At 69.1% G+C, this 18,687-nt stretch carries 19 protein-coding genes; 14 read left to right on the forward strand and 5 right to left on the reverse strand.

The annotated features are described in order from the left end of the window. Positions 1-35: 35 nt before the first annotated feature. Positions 36-1,706, reverse strand: a complete 1,671-nt coding sequence (locus tag PV646_RS12700) for a substrate-binding domain-containing protein (protein WP_500341607.1) — start codon at positions 1,704-1,706, stop codon at positions 36-38. Positions 1,707-2,059: 353 nt separating this feature from the next. Here PV646_RS12700 and ftsH point away from each other — a divergent pair, with 353 nt between their 5' ends. The 7 genes from ftsH to PV646_RS12735 are packed head-to-tail and all read left to right on the forward strand — an operon-like array spanning position 2,060 to position 8,616. After that, a complete protein-coding gene (ftsH, locus tag PV646_RS12705; protein ID WP_500341608.1) occupies positions 2,060-4,252 on the forward strand; it encodes an ATP-dependent zinc metalloprotease FtsH in 2,193 nt (730 codons plus the stop codon). Continuing rightward, the gene (gene folE, locus PV646_RS12710) at positions 4,249-4,896 is read left to right on the forward strand and encodes a GTP cyclohydrolase I FolE (RefSeq protein ID WP_500341609.1); all 648 of its coding nucleotides are present in this window, start codon (positions 4,249-4,251) and stop codon (positions 4,894-4,896) included. The genes ftsH and folE overlap by 4 nt, the downstream gene beginning before the upstream one ends. Positions 4,897-4,928: 32 nt before the next feature. After that, on the forward strand, positions 4,929-5,714 hold the full coding sequence (folP, locus tag PV646_RS12715) for a dihydropteroate synthase (protein WP_500342377.1): 786 nt from the start codon (positions 4,929-4,931) through the stop codon (positions 5,712-5,714). After that, positions 5,707-6,096 (forward strand): dihydroneopterin aldolase, encoded by a 390-nt coding sequence (gene folB / locus PV646_RS12720; protein ID WP_500341610.1) that lies wholly within the window; start codon positions 5,707-5,709, stop codon positions 6,094-6,096. The genes folP and folB overlap by 8 nt, the downstream gene beginning before the upstream one ends. Next, positions 6,093-6,587 (forward strand): 2-amino-4-hydroxy-6-hydroxymethyldihydropteridine diphosphokinase, encoded by a 495-nt coding sequence (gene folK / locus PV646_RS12725; protein WP_500341611.1) that lies wholly within the window; start codon positions 6,093-6,095, stop codon positions 6,585-6,587. Before folB ends, folK begins: the two co-directional genes overlap by 4 nt. Then, on the forward strand, positions 6,584-7,036 hold the full coding sequence (locus tag PV646_RS12730; RefSeq protein ID WP_500341612.1) for a DUF3180 domain-containing protein: 453 nt from the start codon (positions 6,584-6,586) through the stop codon (positions 7,034-7,036). The genes folK and PV646_RS12730 overlap by 4 nt, the downstream gene beginning before the upstream one ends. A gap of 50 nt (positions 7,037-7,086) precedes the next feature. After that, positions 7,087-8,616 carry a DUF6779 domain-containing protein gene (locus PV646_RS12735; RefSeq protein WP_500341613.1) on the forward strand — a complete coding sequence of 510 codons (1,530 nt, stop codon included), beginning with the start codon at positions 7,087-7,089 and terminating at the stop codon, positions 8,614-8,616. Positions 8,617-8,753: 137 nt separating this feature from the next. Here PV646_RS12735 and PV646_RS12740 read toward each other — a convergent pair whose 3' ends face one another. The 3 genes from PV646_RS12740 to PV646_RS12750 all read right to left on the reverse strand — a co-directional run bounded on the left by PV646_RS12740 (position 8,754) and on the right by PV646_RS12750 (position 11,445). After that, complete coding sequence (locus PV646_RS12740) at positions 8,754-9,839, reverse strand: NADH-quinone oxidoreductase subunit D (protein ID WP_500341614.1); 1,086 nt, start codon at positions 9,837-9,839, stop codon at positions 8,754-8,756. A 251-nt stretch (positions 9,840-10,090) separates the two neighbouring features. Next, positions 10,091-10,513 (reverse strand): DUF1203 domain-containing protein, encoded by a 423-nt coding sequence (locus PV646_RS12745; RefSeq protein ID WP_500341615.1) that lies wholly within the window; start codon positions 10,511-10,513, stop codon positions 10,091-10,093. Positions 10,514-10,530: 17 nt separating this feature from the next. Next, entirely contained in the window at positions 10,531-11,445 is a 915-nt protein-coding gene (locus tag PV646_RS12750) for an SAM-dependent methyltransferase (protein ID WP_500341616.1), read from the reverse strand. Between the two features lie 30 nt (positions 11,446-11,475). Between PV646_RS12750 and PV646_RS12755 the strand changes: the two genes are divergently transcribed. The 5 genes from PV646_RS12755 to PV646_RS12775 all read left to right on the forward strand — a co-directional run bounded on the left by PV646_RS12755 (position 11,476) and on the right by PV646_RS12775 (position 15,807). Then, positions 11,476-12,621, forward strand: coding sequence for a PrsW family intramembrane metalloprotease (locus PV646_RS12755; protein WP_452255444.1), 1,146 nt, complete (start codon positions 11,476-11,478; stop codon positions 12,619-12,621). A 102-nt stretch (positions 12,622-12,723) separates the two neighbouring features. Next, positions 12,724-13,614: a Rossmann-like and DUF2520 domain-containing protein gene (locus PV646_RS12760; protein WP_500341617.1), complete on the forward strand. Its 891-nt coding sequence runs from the start codon at positions 12,724-12,726 to the stop codon at positions 13,612-13,614. A 1-nt stretch (position 13,615) separates the two neighbouring features. Continuing rightward, positions 13,616-14,506, forward strand: a complete 891-nt coding sequence (panC, locus tag PV646_RS12765; RefSeq protein WP_500341618.1) for a pantoate--beta-alanine ligase — start codon at positions 13,616-13,618, stop codon at positions 14,504-14,506. A gap of 10 nt (positions 14,507-14,516) precedes the next feature. After that, positions 14,517-14,999 (forward strand): aspartate 1-decarboxylase, encoded by a 483-nt coding sequence (panD, locus tag PV646_RS12770; RefSeq protein ID WP_500341619.1) that lies wholly within the window; start codon positions 14,517-14,519, stop codon positions 14,997-14,999. A 10-nt stretch (positions 15,000-15,009) separates the two neighbouring features. After that, entirely contained in the window at positions 15,010-15,807 is a 798-nt protein-coding gene (locus tag PV646_RS12775; RefSeq protein WP_500341620.1) for a type III pantothenate kinase, read from the forward strand. On the opposite strand, the gene PV646_RS12780 is transcribed toward PV646_RS12775, so the two are convergent. Then, the gene (locus PV646_RS12780; RefSeq protein ID WP_500341621.1) at positions 15,797-16,555 is read right to left on the reverse strand and encodes a class I SAM-dependent methyltransferase; all 759 of its coding nucleotides are present in this window, start codon (positions 16,553-16,555) and stop codon (positions 15,797-15,799) included. The genes PV646_RS12775 and PV646_RS12780 overlap by 11 nt on opposite strands. Positions 16,556-16,678: 123 nt before the next feature. Here PV646_RS12780 and lysS point away from each other — a divergent pair, with 123 nt between their 5' ends. Beyond that, complete coding sequence (gene lysS / locus PV646_RS12785; protein ID WP_500341622.1) at positions 16,679-18,190, forward strand: lysine--tRNA ligase; 1,512 nt, start codon at positions 16,679-16,681, stop codon at positions 18,188-18,190. 114 nt (positions 18,191-18,304) lie between these two features. Beyond that, positions 18,305-18,655: a histone-like nucleoid-structuring protein Lsr2 gene (locus tag PV646_RS12790; RefSeq protein ID WP_189156303.1), complete on the forward strand. Its 351-nt coding sequence runs from the start codon at positions 18,305-18,307 to the stop codon at positions 18,653-18,655. Positions 18,656-18,687: the final 32 nt, after the last annotated feature.

Here is an 18,687-nt window from a genome sequence, read left to right on the forward strand (position 1 = left end):
CTGCGAGGAAGCCCGGCGTCGTTCGTGGACGGAAATCAGCAGTTCGGACGGCACCGCCGCTGCGACACCGCGTCCAGCAGCACGCTCCGGATGTCCTCCGGATTCGTCGCCTGGTACGCCTTGCCGCCGGTGGCCGCCGAGATGGCGCGCAGAGCGTCCATGTCCACCGCGTCGCCCAGGCCGACCATGATGACCGGGACGGGCTTGGCGGGGTCGGACTCCCGCTTCAGGGTCTCGATCAGGGCGGCCGTGTCGATCGACGAGATGTCGTCGTTGCGGCCGTCGGTCATCAGGACCACCGAGTTGACCTTCGACGCGTCGTAGCCCTGCAGGACGTGCCGGTAGGCGGCCAGCGTCGTGTCGTTCAGGGCCGTGCCGCCGCCCACCAGGCCCGGTAGCTGGGAGGCACCGGCTTCCAGGCGCTTGCGGCGGGTCACGCCGGCCAGGGGTTCGCCCAGCGGGCCGATCGGGACCAGTTCGATCCAGTCGTTCGGCGGCTTCTTGTCGGTCGAGAACGCCCAGAGGCCGATGGCCGTGGTGTCCGGGAGCATCGAGAGGGCGGTCATGGAGGCCTCGGTGGCGGCTTCCACTCGAGTCTTGCCGTTGCCGCTCTTCTCGATCATCGAGCCGGAGACGTCGATGACGGTCAGCATGCGCATGTCGAGGCTGATGGCGCCCCAGGTGCGCAGGAGTTCGGAGACCTGGTCCGCGCCCGGGGTCTCGATCAGCTTCACGTCGCCCGCCTGGACGCCCTCGACCTCGGTGGACCACTTCGCGGGGGCGGCGCCGTTCACCGTGCGGAAGCCCGCCTCGCCGAAGCGCTTCGCGGTGTCGCCGGAGCGCAGGACCTTCTCGAACTCCGCCGCCGCCTCGCCGATGCCCTCCTGCTCGTTCGGGCGGGAGACCCGGACCAGGGGGTAGTCGAACGAGAGCGTGCCCTCCTTGGGCGGGGCGCCCAGGACGGCGTTGTCCTTCATCGAGCGGTTGTTCGCGACCACGGACTGTTCGGTGGCGGCGAAGAGCGGCGCCTTCTCGGCGTCCGTGGTGACCTTGCCGAACGCGTCACGAACCGACGGGACGGCGCTGCGACCCACGCGCAGAAGGGTGCCGACCAGTTCTGGTTTGGGAGTTCCGTCCGCATTGCCCAGCAATGTACGAATCACGAACAGCGAGGCGAGGCCCTCCGACGTCATCGTCGGGTCGCTCATCGAGATCTGCACCCGCGGGTCCACGACCTTGGCCCACGAGACGGGCGTGACCGGGAAGCCGATCTTGGACATCGCCTGCTCGGAGCCCGCCATCACCAGCGGGCTGGACGCCAGCGAGGGCTTGATGTCCAGCTTCGGTGCCTCCGGGCCGGTCTCGGCGGCCTGACGCTGGGCTTCGGCGGCCCACATCGAGGAGTCCGGGATCCAGAGGGAGTGGGGGTTGATCTGCGCGGTCGGGAGCTCGTTGGCCACGTCGGCCGCGTTGCGCGACTCGACCTGGACCTGGACGCACCGGCCGCGCACGACCGGTTGTGACCGCTGGTAGTCCTGGGCAGCCGCGTTCACCACGTCCAGCGCGGCTGGGGTGACGGCGACCTTCAACGGCAGCGCGCCGGAGCAGTCGGCGCCGCTGGTGACACGAAGTGCCACGACCGTGACGCCCGCCGCCGCGACCACTCCGAGCAGGGCGCCCAGGGGAACGGCTACCCGCCGGAACAAGCCGGGGGATGTATGACGTGCTGACATACAGTTACTTACCTTCGGTCACGTGTTCACTCTTTCGAGTGGCGGGGGAACACTCGGGGGATGAATGAGGATGACATGTGACCGCCAAACGTACTGAGACGGCGTGACCTGCGTCACTCGGCTGGGCGGAGGTATTTGTTCCGGATGAACCAAACAGCGTGAACATGCGTGGTGGGGGTCACCCGCGGGAACCCCGCGACGCCCCCGCCCGTTGGGTGCTCAGTACCCGGCCAGCGAGCGGTAGGCTGGTCGGACGCGGTATGTGGGTCTTCCACTGCCCGACGCGCAAGTCAGGGAGGGTCGAGGCCGCCCCCGGCCGTAAGTGCATGGACCGCAAGCGCCTGCTTCGCAACCCGCTGCTGTGGATCGCTGCGGTGTTGCTGCTCTACTTCGTCTTCACCGTGCTCTTCGACGACGCGCGGGGCTACCACCCCGTGAAAACGTCTCAAGCGCTCCAACAGGTGCGGGACGGCAAGGTCAAGGAAGCCACGATCGAGGACAAGGAGCAGCGTCTCCGACTGACCCTCACCGACGGCACGACCTTCGAAGGTAGCAACCGCCTGATCACGCAGTTCCCGGCCAGCTCGACGGACGAGATCTTCACCGTCATCGACCAGGCCAGCAACAAGCCGACCCTCGAGACCAAGGTCAGCCAGGAGTCCATCCTGATGCAGATCTTGATCTACCTGGTGCCGCTCGGCCTGTTGTTGCTGCTGCTCATGTGGATGATGAACAACGCCCAGGGCGGCGGAAACCGCGTCATGAACTTCGGCAAGTCCAAGGCCAAGCAGTTGTCCAAGGACATGCCCAAGACGACGTTCTCCGACGTCGCCGGTGCCGAAGAGGCCGTCGAGGAACTGGAAGAGATCAAGGACTTCCTCCAGAACCCCGGCCGCTACCAGGCGCTCGGCGCGAAGATCCCCAAGGGCGTGCTGCTCTACGGCCCGCCGGGAACCGGCAAGACGCTGCTCGCCAGGGCCGTCGCCGGTGAGGCGGGCGTGCCGTTCTACTCGATCTCCGGTTCGGACTTCGTCGAGATGTTCGTCGGTGTCGGCGCCTCGCGTGTGCGTGACCTGTTCGAGCAGGCCAAGCAGAACGCGCCGTGCATCATCTTCGTCGACGAGATCGACGCGGTGGGCCGTCACCGCGGTGCCGGTCTCGGCGGCGGTCACGACGAGCGCGAGCAGACCCTCAACCAGCTGCTCGTCGAGATGGACGGCTTCGACTCGCGCGGCGGGATCATCCTGATCGCGGCGACGAACCGTCCCGACATCCTCGACCCGGCCCTGCTGCGCCCCGGCCGCTTCGACCGCCAGATCCCGGTGTCCGCACCGGACCTGAAGGGCCGCAAGCAGATCCTGCGCGTGCACTCGAAGGGCAAGCCGCTGGCTGCGGACGCCGACCTCGACGGCCTCGCGAAGCGCACCGTCGGGTTCTCCGGCGCCGACCTCGCGAACGTCATCAACGAGGCCGCGCTGCTCACGGCCCGCCAGAACGGCCACACGATCGACGGTGCCGCTCTGGAGGAGTCGGTCGACCGCGTGATCGGCGGTCCGGCCCGCAAGAGCCGGATCATCTCCGAGAAGGAGAAGAAGATCACCGCGTACCACGAGGCAGGGCACGCCCTGGCCGCGTGGGCGATGCCGGACATCGACCCGGTCTACAAGGTCACGATCCTCGCCCGCGGCCGCACGGGTGGTCACACCCTGTCGGTGCCGGAAGAGGACAAGGACCTGATGACCAGGTCCGAGATGATCGCGCGACTGGTGTTCGCACTGGGTGGCCGTTCCGCCGAGGAGCTCGTCTTCCACGAGCCCACGACGGGTGCGTCCAACGACATCGAGCAGGCGACGAAGATCGCCCGCGCGATGGTCACCGAGTACGGCATGAGCGCGAAGCTCGGCGCCGTGAAGTACGGGCAGGAGCAGGGCGAGCCGTTCCTCGGTCGCTCGGCCGGCCGCCAGGCGGACTACTCGCTGGAGGTCGCGCACGAGATCGACGAGGAGGTGCGCAAGCTCATCGAGGCCGCGCACACCGAGGCGTACGAGGTGCTCACCACGTACCGCGACGTCCTCGACGACCTCACGCTCGAGCTGATCGACAAGGAGACCCTGCACCAGAAGGACCTGGAGCGGATCTTCGCCCGCGTCGAGAAGCGGCCGCGCATCACCCAGTTCAACGACTTCGGTGACCGCACGCCGTCCGACATCCCGCCGGTCAAGACCCCCGGCGAGCTCGCCAAGGAGCGCGGCGAGCCGTGGCCTCCCATCGTGGAGGACACGATCGAGGAGGAGCTGAAGCAGGAGGGCGAGTCCGCCGTCGCGGAACCGGTCACCGAGCAGCTGCCCTCCCCGAACGGCTCGAACGGCGTGCACCAGCCCGGTCAGCCGTCCAACCAGGCGGGTCCGCCGAACTACGGCGCCCCTCCCGGATGGACCCCGGCGACGGTGCCCGGCGGCAAACCGCACAACGTCTGGGAGCCGAAGAAGCCGCAGCCCGACCAGGACGAGCGGCAGTGACCGAGCACCACCAGCTCGACGGAGACGCCGGCCTCACCCGCAACGGGGAGGCCGGCGTCTCCGCGCGGCGGGTCTTCGACCACGCACGAGCGGAGACTGCGGTCCGTGAGTTGCTCCTCGCGTGCGGTGAAGATCCCGACCGGGAAGGGCTGCGCGAGACACCCGCACGGGTGGCGCGTGCTTACGAGGAGTTGTTCGCCGGTCTCTACACCGAGCCGGACAGCGTGCTGGAGAAGACGTTCGACGAGAGCCACGAGGAGCTCGTCCTCGTCACGGACATCCCGATGTTCAGCTTCTGCGAGCACCACCTGCTGCCGTTCCACGGCGTCGCGCACGTCGGGTACATCCCGAACGAGCAGGGCCGCGTGACGGGGCTGTCGAAGCTCGCGCGGCTCGTCGACCTCTACTCGAAGCGGCCGCAGGTGCAGGAGCGGCTGACGTCGCAGGTCGCGGACGCGTTGGTGCGCAAGCTCGAACCGCGCGGCGTGATCGTCGTGATGGAGGCCGAGCACCTGTGCATGGGCATGCGCGGTGTGCGCAAGCCCGGTTCGCGCACCACGACGTCAGCGGTGCGGGGGTTGTTGCGCACCAACGCGTCCTCGCGGGCGGAGGCGATCGAACTGATCAGGGGCCGGACCCGGTGAGCTCTCTCCCGAAGCCAGGCCGCTGTGTCGTGATGGGCGTGCTGAACGTGACGCCCGATTCGTTCTCCGACGGCGGTCGCTACATCGACCGCCGGGACGCGGTGGCGCACGGCGTCGAGATGTATCGGCGCGGTGCGGACGTGATCGACGTCGGCGGCGAGTCGACCCGGCCCGGTGCCGAGCGCGTCGAGCCGGCCGAGGAGATCGCACGCATCGTGCCGGTGATCCGGGCACTGGTCGGCGAGGACGTGCCGGTCAGCGTCGACACCATGCGCGCTTCCGTTGCCGCGGCGGCGTTGGAGGCGGGCGCGTCGATCGTGAACGATGTGTCCGGTGGCCTCGCCGATGCCGAGATGGCCGCGGTCGTCGCGGCCGCTGGTGTTCCGTACGTGCTGATGCACTGGCGCGGGCACAGCACGGAGATGGACGCGTTGGCGACGTACGACGACGTGGTGACGGACGTTCGTTCCGAGTTGCTGGAGCGCGTCGAGGCCGCTCTGGCCGCCGGAGTCGCGGAGTCGTCGATCGTGCTCGACCCGGGGCTGGGGTTCGCGAAGCTGGGCGACCACAACTGGGAGCTGTTGCAGCGCCTGGACGAACTGGTCGAGCTCGGGTTCCCGGTGCTGGTGGGGGCGTCGCGCAAACGCTTCCTCGGCACGTTGCTCGGCAACCGTCCACCGGACGGCAGGGAGGACGCGACTGCGGCGGTGTCCGCTCTGGCCGCGTTCAACGGGGCGTGGGGAGTGCGGGTGCACGACGTCGACCGGACGCTGGACGCGGTCGCCGTCGCCGGTGCGTGGAGGCGGGGACGTGGCTGATCGGATCGCGTTGACGGGCCTGCGGGTCCGGGGTTACCACGGGGTGTTCGAGCACGAGAAGCGCGACGGGCAGGAGTTCGTCGTCGACATCACGCTGTGGCTGGACCTTTCGGCAGCGTCGCGCACGGACGACCTGAAGGAGACCTACCACTACGGCGAGCTGGCCGAGATGGCCGCGGCGATCATCGGTGGCGAGTCGTACGACCTGATCGAGACGGTGGCGGGCAAGATCGCCGACGCCGCGATGGCGGACTCCCGGCTGCACGCCGTCGAGGTGACGCTGCACAAGCCGTCCGCGCCGATCCCGCTGACGTTCGACGACGTGTCGGTGACGATCCGCCGTTCGCGCCGGCTCGCGGCGCCGGTGAAGGAAACCCGTTGAGCCGCGCGGTTCTCTCGATCGGCTCGAACCTCGGTGACCGGTTCGCCTTCCTGCAGTCCGTGGTGGACGGGTTGCGCCCCTTCGTGATCGCCGTTTCGCCGGTGTACGAGACGGCGGCGTGGGGCGTCGAGGACCAGCCGGACTTCTTGAACGCCATCGTGATCGTCGCCGCGGACGACGTGGACGAGTGGGGCTGGCTGCGCCGCGGTCAGGCGCTGGAGAACGCCGCCGGACGCGTGCGGGAGAAGCGCTGGGGACCGCGCACGCTGGACGTGGACGTGGTTTCGGTGGACGGGGTGACTTCGGACCACCCCGAACTGCTCCTGCCGCATCCTGGGGCGTTTGAGCGCGCGACAGTTCTCGTGCCGTGGCTCGACGTCGAGCCGGACGCGGTGCTCGCGGGCCACGGACCCGTTGCGGGCCTGGAGTTCTCGGCCGACGGCGTGCACCGACGCGACGATCTCGTGCTTTCGGGTTGGATGGACGAGTGAAGTTCACGCGTCCCCGCGACCTGGCCGCCGTTGCGATCGTCGGCGGTCTGCTGGCTCATCTGCTGCTGCGGCTCTCCTACGACTCGTTGCCGCCACTGCCCGTGATGGCCGGGTCGACGTTGTTCGTCATCGCTGTCGTCGAGGTCGTGTTCGCGTTCTCGTTGCGGGTCAGGATCCAGCGCCGCAAGGGTGCGCGCCCGGTGCAGCCGCTGACGGCCGCCCGAGCGGTCGCGCTGGCGAAGGCTTCGTCCGTTCTGGGCGCTTTGATGTTCGGTGCCTGGACCGGGTTGCTGATCTTCGTGATCCCCGTCCGCGACTCGTTCGCGGCGGCCTCGAACGACCTGGTGGCGGCCGTTGTGGGGATGATCGCGGCGGTCGCGCTGACGGCTGCGGCGCTGTGGCTGGAGCACTGCTGCAAGACGCCGAAAGAGAGTTCCGGGAACGAATAGATACCCGGCCGTAGGTCTCAGTCACATAACTACGCGGTACCGTAGTGCGCATGACCGGGCGAGGCGCGTCGAACGACGACGAGCAGAATGATCACGGTCGTGGCTCAGGGCGATTGCTGTTAGTAGCGGCATTGGCGCTCGCCCTCGTGGCCGCGGCGGTGCTCGTGCTGAGTGACAGTGCCCGGATGCTGCGTCTGGCCGTGGTGGCCGCGTTGTGGGCGGCTCTGGTGGGTGCCTTCCTCGCCGCCAAGTACCGCAAACAGGTCACTGAACGTGACGACGAGGTGGCCGACCTCCAGTCCGTCTACGAGCTCGAACTCGAGCGCGAGGTGGCCGCCCGCCGCGAGTACGAGCTCGAGATCGAGTCGGAGACCCGCAAGCGCATCGAGGAAGAATCGCGCGCTGACATCGAGGCCCTGCGCGCCGACCTCCACGCGCTGCGCGACAACCTCCAGGGGCTGCTGGGCGGTGACGTCCTCGTCGAACGCGTCGCGTTGCGCGCCGAGTCGACCCGCCTGCGTTCGCTCGGCTCGGAAGCGGCCCGCCTGGCCGCCGCCCCGGAGCAGCGCGTCATCAACGCCAAGCCGGTGATCACCGCGACGTCGTCCATCTCCGCGGAGAAGCCGTCCGAGCGCACCGAACTGATCGAGCGCGTCGCCCTCGACGCCAAGCTGCAGGCCCCGCGCCGCGAGCCGGCCCGCCCCGAGCCGGTGCGCCCGGATCCGGCCAGGAACTCGCCGCGCCCGCAGCCCGCCGTGGTCCGCCGCGAGCCCGTGAAGGCCGCGAAGCAGGAACCGGCACGCCCCCAGCCCCGTCCCGGCGCCGCGGCCGCGTCCGTGTCGGCCCGCCTGGGCAACGTGGCCGCCCCCCAGGTGGCGCAGAAGCCCCAGCCGCCCAAGGTGGCGCCGCCGCCGACCGTGAAGGCACAGCCGGTACAGGCTCAGGTCCACCGCACCGAGCGCGTGCAGAGGCAGCCGCAACCCCAACCGCAGCCTCCGGCCCGCACCGCGGCGCTCTCCCGCCCGGAGCAGCCCCCGAAGGCCCCTGCGGCCGTGGCGAAGCCCGTCGAGGCCCGCAAGCCCGAACCACGTTCCCGCGTGGCCGAACGCACCGAGATGATCGACCCGAAGGCACTGGCAGCCGGCGGAGGCCGCCGCCGGGCGGACGACCGCTCGGCCCCGACCCCGGTCCAGGACAGCGGCTCGTGGGAAACCCTGAAGCCCGACGCCCCGGCCCCCAGCCCGAGCCGCCGCCGCTCCGACGAGCAGCCGGCCCGCCGCACCGCCTCCGAGGACTCCCTGGTGTCGCTGCCCCCGGTGAGCCGCCGCCCGGCGTCCGAGCAGTCGTCGGCCAGGCTCCCGGCGGTCACCCCCCGCCGCTCCCCGGCCGAAGAGCCCCCGGTCTCCGGCCGCAGGGTCGCCGAGGACTCCTCGACACGCCTGCCCGCGGTCTCGACGGGCCGCCGTGCCGCGCCCGAGGACCCGTCGGGTGCGCACGCGGACGGCAAGTCGGTGAGCGAACTGCTGGCATCGCTGGGCGGGGGAGACGCGCCTCGGCGGCGGCGTCGCCGCGACGACTAGAGCCTTTCAGCCGGTGCCGCGAGCGGTTCGCGATGCGGCAGTGGCCGCCGGAGCACGCGTTCGATGTCGTGGAGGTGCGTTCGCGTCTCGTAGCTGGTGCCGTTGGAAATGCCGACGCGCGTCGTCGCCGGGCTCGGCTACTTGTCGATGTCGCCGACGATCACGGCGAACGAGCTCAGCACGGCCGGCAGGTCGTCCACCTTCGTGCCGGGCAACAACGCCGACAGGGCCTGCACGTTGTTGAACGACGGTGTGCGGAGCTTGAGGCGCCACGGTGTCTTCTCGCCGCGTGACGACAGGTGCACGCCCGAGGTGCCCAGCGGCGCCTCGACTCGTGTGTACACCGAACCCTCGGGAGCCTTGATCGCCTTGGGCAGCCGGAGGTTCACCGGTCCCGGCGGCAACTGCTCCAGGCACGCGTGCGCCAGCTCCACCGACTTCTGGACCTCGTTGACCAAGCAACGGACGCGTGCGGCCGCATCACCTTCGTTGCGGACAACGGGTGTGAAGCCCAAGGTCTTGTAGGCGGGCAGCGGGTCGTCGCGGCGCAGGTCGAAGTCCACGCCGCTGGCCCGGCCGATCGGCCCGGTGACGCCGTACGCCAGCGCGTCCTCGTACGACAGGACCCCAAGCCCTTGCAGCTTCTCGAAATCGATCGGCAGGGCATTGCTGTCCACAGTGGACAGGAAGTCGGCGACCCTCGCGGTCCAGCCTGCCGGGACGTCCTCGCGCAGACCGCCGATCCTGTTGAACATGAAGTGGATGCGTCCGCCCGACGCCTCCTCCATCAACGCCTGCACGCCCTCGCGGTACGTGGCGGCGTTGGGGGACAACGGGGTCAGGAAGACCATGTGGGCCATGAGGCGGTTCAGTTCGCAGAGCAGGGCTCGTAGCCATTGGGCTCGGGCCGGGACGTCCATGCCCGTCATGCGTTCCACGGCCAGGGCCACGGCCAACTCGTTGCAGAACGCCGAGAGCCAGTCGTGGCGGTTCGCGAGGGTGAGGACCTGGCGGTAATCACGCACCTCGAAGAGCTTCTCGGCGCCGCGGTGCAGGTGGCCCACCAGAGGGTCGGCCGCGGTGATCACGAGGTCCGGTGTCACGGTCAGGCGCAGGCGGTAGGCGCCGTGGGCCGACGGGTGCAGCGGGCCCAGGTCGATCACGCGGTCCACGCCCAGGTATCGGGCGCCCGCGCCCACGCCGACGGTGATCTGCTCGCTCACGTGAGCATGGTTTCACGAGCGACCACCGCGATCCTGTGGGCCTTGGGCGGCAAGGCCGCGGCGACGTCCGCAGGCCGGGTTGAGCAGGCCGGGTTGAGCAGGCCGGGTTGAGCAGGCCGGGTTGAGCAGGCCGGGTTGAGCAGGCCGGGTTGAGCAGGCCGGGTTGAGCAGGCCCGGTCAGGCAGGCCCCGGTTGAGCAAATCTGGTCAGGCAGGCCCGGTCAGTCAGACGCGGTCACGCAAGCCCGGTGCTCAGGCCCTGGTGATCGCGAAGAAGAAGCAGCCGTGCGACACGCTGCGGACCTGTACCGACTCAATCGAAGGATTGTTGAACAATCCTTCGATGGTGCGGTCGAACGATCCGGGTTCCACCACCTCGCCGTCGTAGATCTGACCTGCGGCGTTGTAGGAACGTAGGATCCGGGGATTGTTCAACAAGTCGACAGGGAGACGATCCAACGAAGCGCCGCCCGGGCAGTCCACGTGCGTGAACACCGGGCCGGTCTCCGAGTAGGGACCCTTGCCGGACGAGGGCGAGTAGCGGAACAGCCACACCGGCTCACCCTCCAGCGACTTCCGCAGACAGCACCGCAACGGCACACCGGGCTCGGACGCGCGGTACTCGCGGCCGGGGTCGGAGAACGAGTCGGACGGGGACACGGTGTGAATTCGCATGCCCCCAACGATCGTCGTCAGAACCCGGAACCGCTGGCGGGATTCGGACGCCAGGGCGGCAACTCGGGCAACAGGTCCGACAAGGCCACCCCACGCCCGTGCAACAACCACCCGAACGAGCCCAGCCCGTCAGCCGAACGCAACTCCGCGATCCGCCCGGCCCGCGAGGCGGACTCCAACCAGTCCCACCCGGAACCGGACACGTCCCCGCTCAACCCCAAGGCCGCCAACGCATCCCGCTGCGACACCAGCACGAAGTCCCCACCGGCCGCGGCGGCGCAAGCGTCCAGAGCAACGTGCGCGGTGATGTCACAGGAGCCGTCGAAGACCGGCGGCACCTGACGCCCGTTCCGGTACCCGGTCAGCGAGAAGTGCCGCGACGACACCAGATGCCCGTAGTCGATCGCCAACGCCGCCCCGCGCACCGACGACACCGCGGCGGCCCAGGCCGCGTCCCGAGGCGCCCCCACCTCGGCCATCGCCCCCTCGGCCAGCGACGGCCACCACCGGGTGATCCACGGATCGGCGGACGGTCCGGTCACCACGGGGCAGGGGATCGCGTCGAGCCACTCGTGCCCGACCAGCAGCCCGACGCACGGCGGCACGGCAGAGGTCCACCGAACCCCGGGCAGGTCGACGAACGGTCCGACCTCGACCGCGGTCACCCGGAGCCGCGAGGCGAGCGACCCCGATGCGAGAGAACGCACCGCGAACGCCAGCTCACCACCACCGGCACCGACGTCCACGAAGTCCACGACCGGGGGAAATCCCAGTGCGGCGTCCACCCGGGACACCAGCTCCAGCAGTCCGAGTGCCAGCTCCGGACCGACCAGCGGAGACGTCCGGAAGTGCGAAGAAGGCTTCTCGCCACGCGCGAAGAAGCCACCCGGCCCGTACAGCGCGGCGTGCCAAGCGGCTTCCCAGTCGAACATCGGACAAGTGTGCATCTAAGGTCATTTCCCGTGACCGACGCCGACCTGACGCCGACGCCGACGAAGAAGCGCATCGAGCAGCGCCGCTGGACCGTCCTCTTCCCGGTCGTGGCGCTGATCGCGCTCGCCGCGGCCGGGCTCGTGCTGTTCGCACTGGGCACGTCGAGCATCGGCATCGAGCCGCTGCTGGTCGGTGCCGCCGCGGCCCTGATCCCCGTCGCGTTCGTGGTGAGCGCGTTCCTGTGGATCGACCGCTGGGAACCGGAACCGGCGAAGATGCTGCTCTTCGCCTTCGTCTGGGGTTCGTGCGGCGCGACGATCAGCTCGCTCGCGTTCAACCAGACGTCCAGGGTGCTCGGTGATCTGCTGGGGCAGGACGGCGCGACGTTCACCGCCGTGATCGGGGCGCCGATCGTCGAGGAGGCCACGAAAGCCGCGTTCCTCATCGCCGTGTTCGTCCGCCGCCGCCACGAGTTCGACGGTGTCGTGGACGGCATGGTCTACGCCGGCATCACGGCCGCGGGCTTCGCGTTCACCGAGAACATCTGGTACTTCGGCCGGGTCTTCCTGGAGGACGGCCTCGGCAACATGGGTGGCGGCGTCGTCGCGCTGTTCGTGCTCAGAGGCGTGCTCTCGCCGTTCGCCCACCCGCTCTTCACGGCGATGACGGGCATCGGCGTCGGCGTCGCGGCGACCACGAGCAACTCCACGGTCCGCGTCCTCGCGCCGATCGGCGGCTACCTCACCGCCGTCGGGCTGCACTCCCTGTGGAACTTCTCGACCACGGTCGGCACCGGGTCCGCGTTCATCAACCTGTACTTCCTGATCATGGTGCCGGTGTTCGCCGGCGCCGTCACGATCGTGGTGTGGCAGCGCAGGCGCGAGCAGCGGATCGTCGCCGGGCAGCTCGCCGCGATGGCGCAGAACCGGTGGATCGCCAACAGCGAGGTCGCCCTGCTCGCGAGCCTCAACGGCCGCAGGAACTGGCTGCGGGCGGTCAAGCGCAAGTCGGGGGAGGCGTCGGTCAAGGCCGTGAAGAGCTACCAGATCGCCGTCACCGAACTGGCCTTCCTGCGGCACCGCATCGAGCAGGGGACGGCCGGTCAGAGCGCCGAACAGCGCCACGGGGTGCTGCTCGACTCGTTGCACGCAGCCAGGGCCGCCGCCCGCCGGTGAATCCCGTCACCGACGGGCGAAAGCCGGTCGGTCCGGGATTACCCTCGGCGGCGTCGTCTGGTACCCGCACAAGGGACTGGAACGTCAGAAGGAGTTAGTCGCATGGACGCGACCCCACGTCCGGCGAGGCTCGCCGTCGGTGTCATCTCGGCAGGCCGCGTCGGTTCTGTGCTGGGCGCCGCGCTGGCCAGGACGGGCCACGTGGTGACCGGCGTCTCCGCCGTCTCCCAGGCCTCCCGCGACCGCGCGGACGAACTGCTGCCCGGCGTCCCGATCGCCGACCCCACCGAGGTCGCCGCACGTGCCGACCTGGTGCTGCTGGCCGTGCCGGACGACGAGCTGGAAGGCCTGGTCAAGGGCCTCGTCGCCACCGGATCGCTGCGCGCGGGCCAGATCGTCGTGCACACCAGCGGCGCGCAGGGCGTGCAGGTCCTCGAACCCGCCGCCGACCTGGGCGCGCTCACACTCGCGCTGCATCCCGTCATGACCTTCACCGGCCGCGCGGAGGACCTGCAGCGGATGCAGGCCGCGTGCGTCGGCGTCACGGCCGCGGACGGCGACGAGGTGGCCTGGAGCGTCGGCGAGGCGCTGGTCGTCGAGATGGACGCCGAACCGGTCCGGGTGCCCGAGTCCGTCCGCCCGCTCTACCACGCGGCGCTGGCCCACGGGGCGAACCACCTGATCACGCTGGTCCGCGACGCCGCGGACCTGCTCACGAACGCCGGCGTCGCCAACGCCGAGCGCCTGCTCGGCCCCCTGCTGTCCGCCGCGCTCGACAACGCGCTGCGCCACGGTGACCGAGCCCTCACCGGTCCGGTCGCCCGCGGCGACACGGGTACCTTGCGCAAGCACCTCGGCGTGCTCGCGCAGCAGGCACCCGAGACCTTGCCCAGCTACCGCGTGCTGGCCCGCCGCACCGCCGAGCGGGCCGAACACTCCGGGCTGCTCAAACCCGACGCGGCCAACGACGTTCGCACCACTCTCGAGGACTGACGTGACGAAGCCACTGACCAAGGACGACTACCGCCCGGACGACGTCACGGTGCACCGCGATCCTGCGCGGCTGAACAGGGTCGTCAAAACCCTGCGCAACGCCGGGCGCAACGTCGCACTCGTGCCCACGATGGGCGCCCTGCACGCGGGCCACCGGCAGCTGATCCGCGAGGCCAAGGTCATGCAGAACACGGTGGTCGTGGTGTCGATCTTCGTGAACCCGCTGCAGTTCGGTCCGAACGAGGACCTCGCGAAGTACCCGCGCCAGTTCGAGTCCGATGTGGACATCTGCCGCGCCGAGCGCGTGGGCCTGGTGTTCGCGCCGTCCGTCGAGGACATGTACCCGGAAGGCGCGCAGGTCACCGTCCACCCAGGACCGCTGGGCGACGAGCTCGAGGGCGCTGTCCGCCCCGGCCACTTCGCGGGCGTGCTCACGGTGGTGTCGAAGCTGTTCAACATCGTGCAGCCCACGTTCGCGGTGTTCGGGCAGAAGGACTACCAGCAGCTGCAGCTCATCGACAAGATGGCGCGCGACCTCAACTTCCCGCTGGACGTCGTCGGCGTGCCGACCGTCCGCGAGCACGACGGCCTCGCGCTGTCGTCGCGCAACGCCTACCTGACCCCGGAGCAGCGCCACCACGCCGTGACGCTGTCGGCCGCCCTCACCGCCGGCGCGCACGTGTCGGCCCTGGGCGCGGACACGGTGCTCAAGACCGCGCACGAGGTGCTGGCGCAGACGCCCGAGATCGAGCTGGACTACCTGGAACTGCGCGGGCCCGGCCTCGGTCCCGCGCCGGAGAACGGCGACGCCAGGCTGCTCGTCGCGGCCCGCGTCGGTTCCACCCGCCTGATCGACAACATCGCGGTGTTGCTCGGCGACGGCGACGAGTAGGGGGAATGACATGTTCCGCACGATGCTGAAGTCCAAGATCCACCGCGCGACCGTGACACAGGCCGACCTGCACTACGTCGGCTCGGTGACGGTGGACGAGGACCTGATGGAGGCCGCCGACCTGCTGGCGGGCGAACAGGTCGCCATCGTCGACGTCACCAACGGCGCCCGCCTGGAGACCTACGTCATCCCCGGCGAGCGCGGCACCGGCGTGCTCGGCATCAACGGCGCGGCGGCGCACCTCGTGCACCCCGGCGACATCGTGATCCTGATCGCGTACGGGCAGATGGACGACGCCGAGGCGCGCGCCTACAAGCCACGCGTCGTGTTCGTGGACGCCGACAACAAGGTCGCCGACCTCGGCATCGACCCGGCGCACGCGCCCGAGGGCTCCGGTCTGGTGAACGGCTCCACGACCGCCCAGAATTCGGCACCGTCTTCTGAGACCGTTGAGGCGACCGCGCTCGACGCCTTGATCCAGGCCGAGAACTGAGGAACACCACGTGCTGCTCGCCATCGACGTCGGCAACACCAACATCGTGCTCGGTCTGTACGACGGGGTCGGCGACTCGGCCCCGCTCGTGCGCGACTGGCGGATGCGCACCGACGCCAGGATGACCGCCGACGAGCTCGCGCTGACCATGCGCGGCCTGCTCGGCGAGTACGCCGACAAGATCACCGGCATCTCCGCGCTGTCCACCGTGCCCGCGGTGCTGCGCGAGCTGCGGGTCATGCTCGGCCGCTACTACGACGCCGTGCCGAAGATCCTGGTGGAGCCGGGCGTGAAGACCGGCGTCCCGCTGCTCGTCGACAACCCGAAGGAGGTGGGCTCGGACCGCGTGATCAACACGCTGGCCGCGCACCACCTCTACGCGACCTCGTGCATCGTGGTCGACTTCGGCACGTCCACGAACCTCGACGTGATCTCGTCGCGCGGCGAGTTCCTGGGCGGCGCACTGGCGCCGGGCATCGAGATCTCGGTCGACGCCCTCGCCTCCCGCGCCGCCCAGCTGCGCAAGGTCGAGCTGATCAAGCCCCGCAACGTGATCGGCAAGAACACCGTGGAGTGCCTGCAGTCCGGCATCGTCTACGGGTTCGTCGGCCAGGTGGACGGGCTCGTCCGCAAGATCACCGAGGAGCTCCAGCAGACCGACCCCGGTCCCGTGACCGTGATCGCCACCGGCGGCCTCGCACCGCTGGTGGTTTCGGAGTCCTCGACGATCGCGCACCACGTGCCCGATCTGACCCTGCTGGGGTTGCGCATGGTCTTCGAGCGCAACATGCCCACCGTCACTCGCTGACGCGCACCGTCCGGAAGACCTCCGCGCGCAAGGGGACGTCGAACGGCCCGTTCGACGTCTCCGGGTGCCCGCTGAGGAACGCGAGCATCTTCTCGTTGATCGCGGCCCGCTCGGCCTCGTCGATGACGATCATCCGCGAGTGCGTGTTGATCCACGCGATGGCCGCCTCCGGCGACTCCCGGCGGTGGGAGTGCGGGAACGTGGCGCGCTCCGCCGTCGTGAACGACGGGTGCGCCATGAACTCGACGGGGTCCTGCCGCTGCGACTCGACGCTGGTCGCCGACACCTGCTCCAGCTCGCGCACCCACTCGACGTCCGCGACCGGCTCGGCCCACAGGGCCGCCAGCACACCGCCGGGACGCAGCACCCGCGCGATCTCCGGCAGCGCCTTCTCCTGGTCGAACCAGTGGAACGCGGTGCCGACGAACACGGCGTCGACGGTCTGGTCGGGAACGGGGATGTGTTCGGCATGGCCCGGCAGCGCGCGCACGCCGTGCACCCGGCGAACCAGCTCGGACAGCATCTGCTCGTTGGGTTCCACCGCTGTCACGCAGTGGCCCTCCGCGACCAGGCCCGCGGTCAGCTTGCCGGTGCCGGCGGCGAGGTCGAGCACGTCCAGGCGCTCGGTCCTGTCGCCCAGCGGCTCCAGAGCCCACCGGATCGCCGCCACGGGATAGTCAGGCCGGTGTTCGGCGTAGGCCTCGGCCTGCGCGCCGAACGAGTCCGCTCGCCTCGCGTGTAGATCCATCCGTCCAACTTAGTGAGAAGACCGGCGCACATGTTGGTCCGGTCGGAGCCGCGCTCAGATCTTCACCGGCTTAAGCGGTATCCGGTTCGCTTTGACTTCACGGGTGTCCGTACCCTTCTCGGCGTGAGTGAGCAGCCGAAGCAAAACCTCGTGACCAGCGAAGAAGACCTGCCAGAGCAGATGCGCGTGCGCCGGGAGAAGCGTGCGCGGCTGCTCGCTTCCGGTAAGGAGCCGTATCCCGTCGAAGTCGCGCGCACGCACACGTTGCGCGAGATTCGCGACGCCCATCCCGAACTCGAACCCGACACGCAGACCGGTCAGCAGGTCGGCGTCACCGGGCGCGTGATGTTCATGCGCAACACCGGAAAGCTGTGCTTCGCGACGTTGCGCGAAGGCGACGGCACCGAACTGCAGGCGATGCTGAGCCTCGCCGGTGTCGGTGAAGAAGCGCTTTCCGAGTGGAAGACCGACGTCGACCTCGGCGACCACGTTTTCGTGAGCGGTGAGGTCATCAGCTCACGTCGTGGCGAGCTTTCCGTGATGGCCGACGGGTGGCAGCTCACGTCGAAGTCGCTGCGCCCGTTGCCGGTAGCGCACAAGGAACTCGGCGAGGAAACCCGCATTCGTCAGCGTTACGTCGACCTGATCCTCAGGCCGATGGCGCGCGACACTGTTCGGACCCGTGCGAACGTCGTTCGTTCTCTGCGCGACTCGTTCCACCGGCGTGGATTCCTCGAAGTCGAGACGCCGATGTTGCAGACGCTGCAGGGTGGTGCTTCCGCGCGTCCGTTCGTCACGCACTCGAACGCGCTCGACATCGACCTGTTCCTGCGCATCGCGCCGGAGCTCTACTTGAAGCGTTGCGTCGTCGGTGGCATCGAGAAGGTCTTCGAGATCAACCGCAACTTCCGCAACGAGGGTGTGGACTCGTCGCATTCGCCCGAGTTTTCGATGCTGGAGTACTACGAGGCCTACGCCACGTACGACTCGAACGCGGTACTGACGCGCGAGCTGATCCAGGAAGCGGCGGAAGCCGTGACGGGTTCTCAGATCGTCACGTTGGCGGACGGCAGCGAGTACGACCTCTCGGGTGAATGGACGACGCTCAGCATCTACGAGTCGTTGTCCGAAGCTGTTGGTGAGGAAATCACCCCCGAGACGCCGGCCGAGACGCTGCGCAAGCTTTGTGACCGGCACGAACTCGAGGTGAACCCGAAGTTCGGGCACGGCAAGCTGGTCGAGGAGCTGTGGGAGCACCTGGTGTGCGACTCGCTCTACCTCCCGACGTTCGTGCGCGACTACCCGGTCGAGACGTCCCCCCTGACCAGGCAGCACCGCAGCAAGCCGGGGGTGGCCGAAAAGTGGGATCTGTACGTGCGCGGATTCGAACTCGGCACCGGTTACTCCGAACTGGTGGACCCGGTCATCGAGCGGGAACGTCTCGAAGCACAGGCGCGTCTCGGCGCCGCCGGTGACCACGAGGCCATGCCGATCGACGAAGACTTTCTGCGATCACTGGAGTACGGAATGCCACCGAGTGGTGGCGTCGGAATGGGTATCGATCGGCTCCTGATGGCCCTCACCGGTCTGGGTATCCGCGAGACCATCTTGTTCCCGCTCGTTCGCCCTGAATGAGTAACTTTCCGGATGTCGATAGGTGCAATGCGGCACCCGTGCGCTAACCTGCCTCGAAGAAGGCTTTAGTTGGCGACGCGGGTGACCGCGCATTCGGGGTCCAGGAGGATACGCATGGCGCAGAAGGTCACGGTGACCCTCGTCGACGATGTGGACGGTTCCGCTGCTGAGGAGACCGTCGAGTTCGGACTCGATGGTGTCAGCTACACCATCGACCTTTCCTCGGGCAATGCGGGCAAACTGCGGGACGCTCTTGCCGACTTCGTGGGAAGTGCACGTCGTGCGGGTGGACGCAAGCGGATCGGGCCGGGTCGTCCGGCCGGTGCGGTGAAGGCGCGTCCCGCATCGGCGGATCGTGAGCAGAACCAGGCCATTCGCGAGTGGGCCCGCAAGCAGGGCATGAAGGTGTCGGACCGCGGCCGCATCCCGGCCGAGGTGCTCGACGCCTACCACCAGCAGGGCTGAAATTCGGTAAAACACGAAGGGGTTCCGGGGAA

The sequence above is a fragment of the Streptomyces sp. ID05-26A genome (assembly GCF_033794685.1).
Taxonomy (GTDB): Bacteria; Actinomycetota; Actinomycetes; order Mycobacteriales; family Pseudonocardiaceae; genus Lentzea.

Bases quoted from the DNA above. Each gene is read 5' to 3' on its own strand.
- ftsH (WP_500341608.1), top strand. From the start codon at position 2,060: ATGGACCGCAAGCGCCTGCTTCGCAACCCGCTGCTGTGGATCGCTGCG.
- folP (WP_500342377.1), top strand. From the start codon at position 4,929: ATGGGCGTGCTGAACGTGACGCCCGATTCGTTCTCCGACGGCGGTCGC.
- PV646_RS12735 (WP_500341613.1), top strand. From the start codon at position 7,087: ATGACCGGGCGAGGCGCGTCGAACGACGACGAGCAGAATGATCACGGT.
- PV646_RS12745 (WP_500341615.1), bottom strand. From the start codon at position 10,513: ATGCGAATTCACACCGTGTCCCCGTCCGACTCGTTCTCCGACCCCGGC.
- PV646_RS12750 (WP_500341616.1), bottom strand. From the start codon at position 11,445: ATGTTCGACTGGGAAGCCGCTTGGCACGCCGCGCTGTACGGGCCGGGT.
- PV646_RS12760 (WP_500341617.1), top strand. From the start codon at position 12,724: ATGGACGCGACCCCACGTCCGGCGAGGCTCGCCGTCGGTGTCATCTCG.
- panD (WP_500341619.1), top strand. From the start codon at position 14,517: ATGTTCCGCACGATGCTGAAGTCCAAGATCCACCGCGCGACCGTGACA.
- PV646_RS12780 (WP_500341621.1), bottom strand. From the start codon at position 16,555: ATGGATCTACACGCGAGGCGAGCGGACTCGTTCGGCGCGCAGGCCGAG.
- PV646_RS12790 (WP_189156303.1), top strand. From the start codon at position 18,305: ATGGCGCAGAAGGTCACGGTGACCCTCGTCGACGATGTGGACGGTTCC.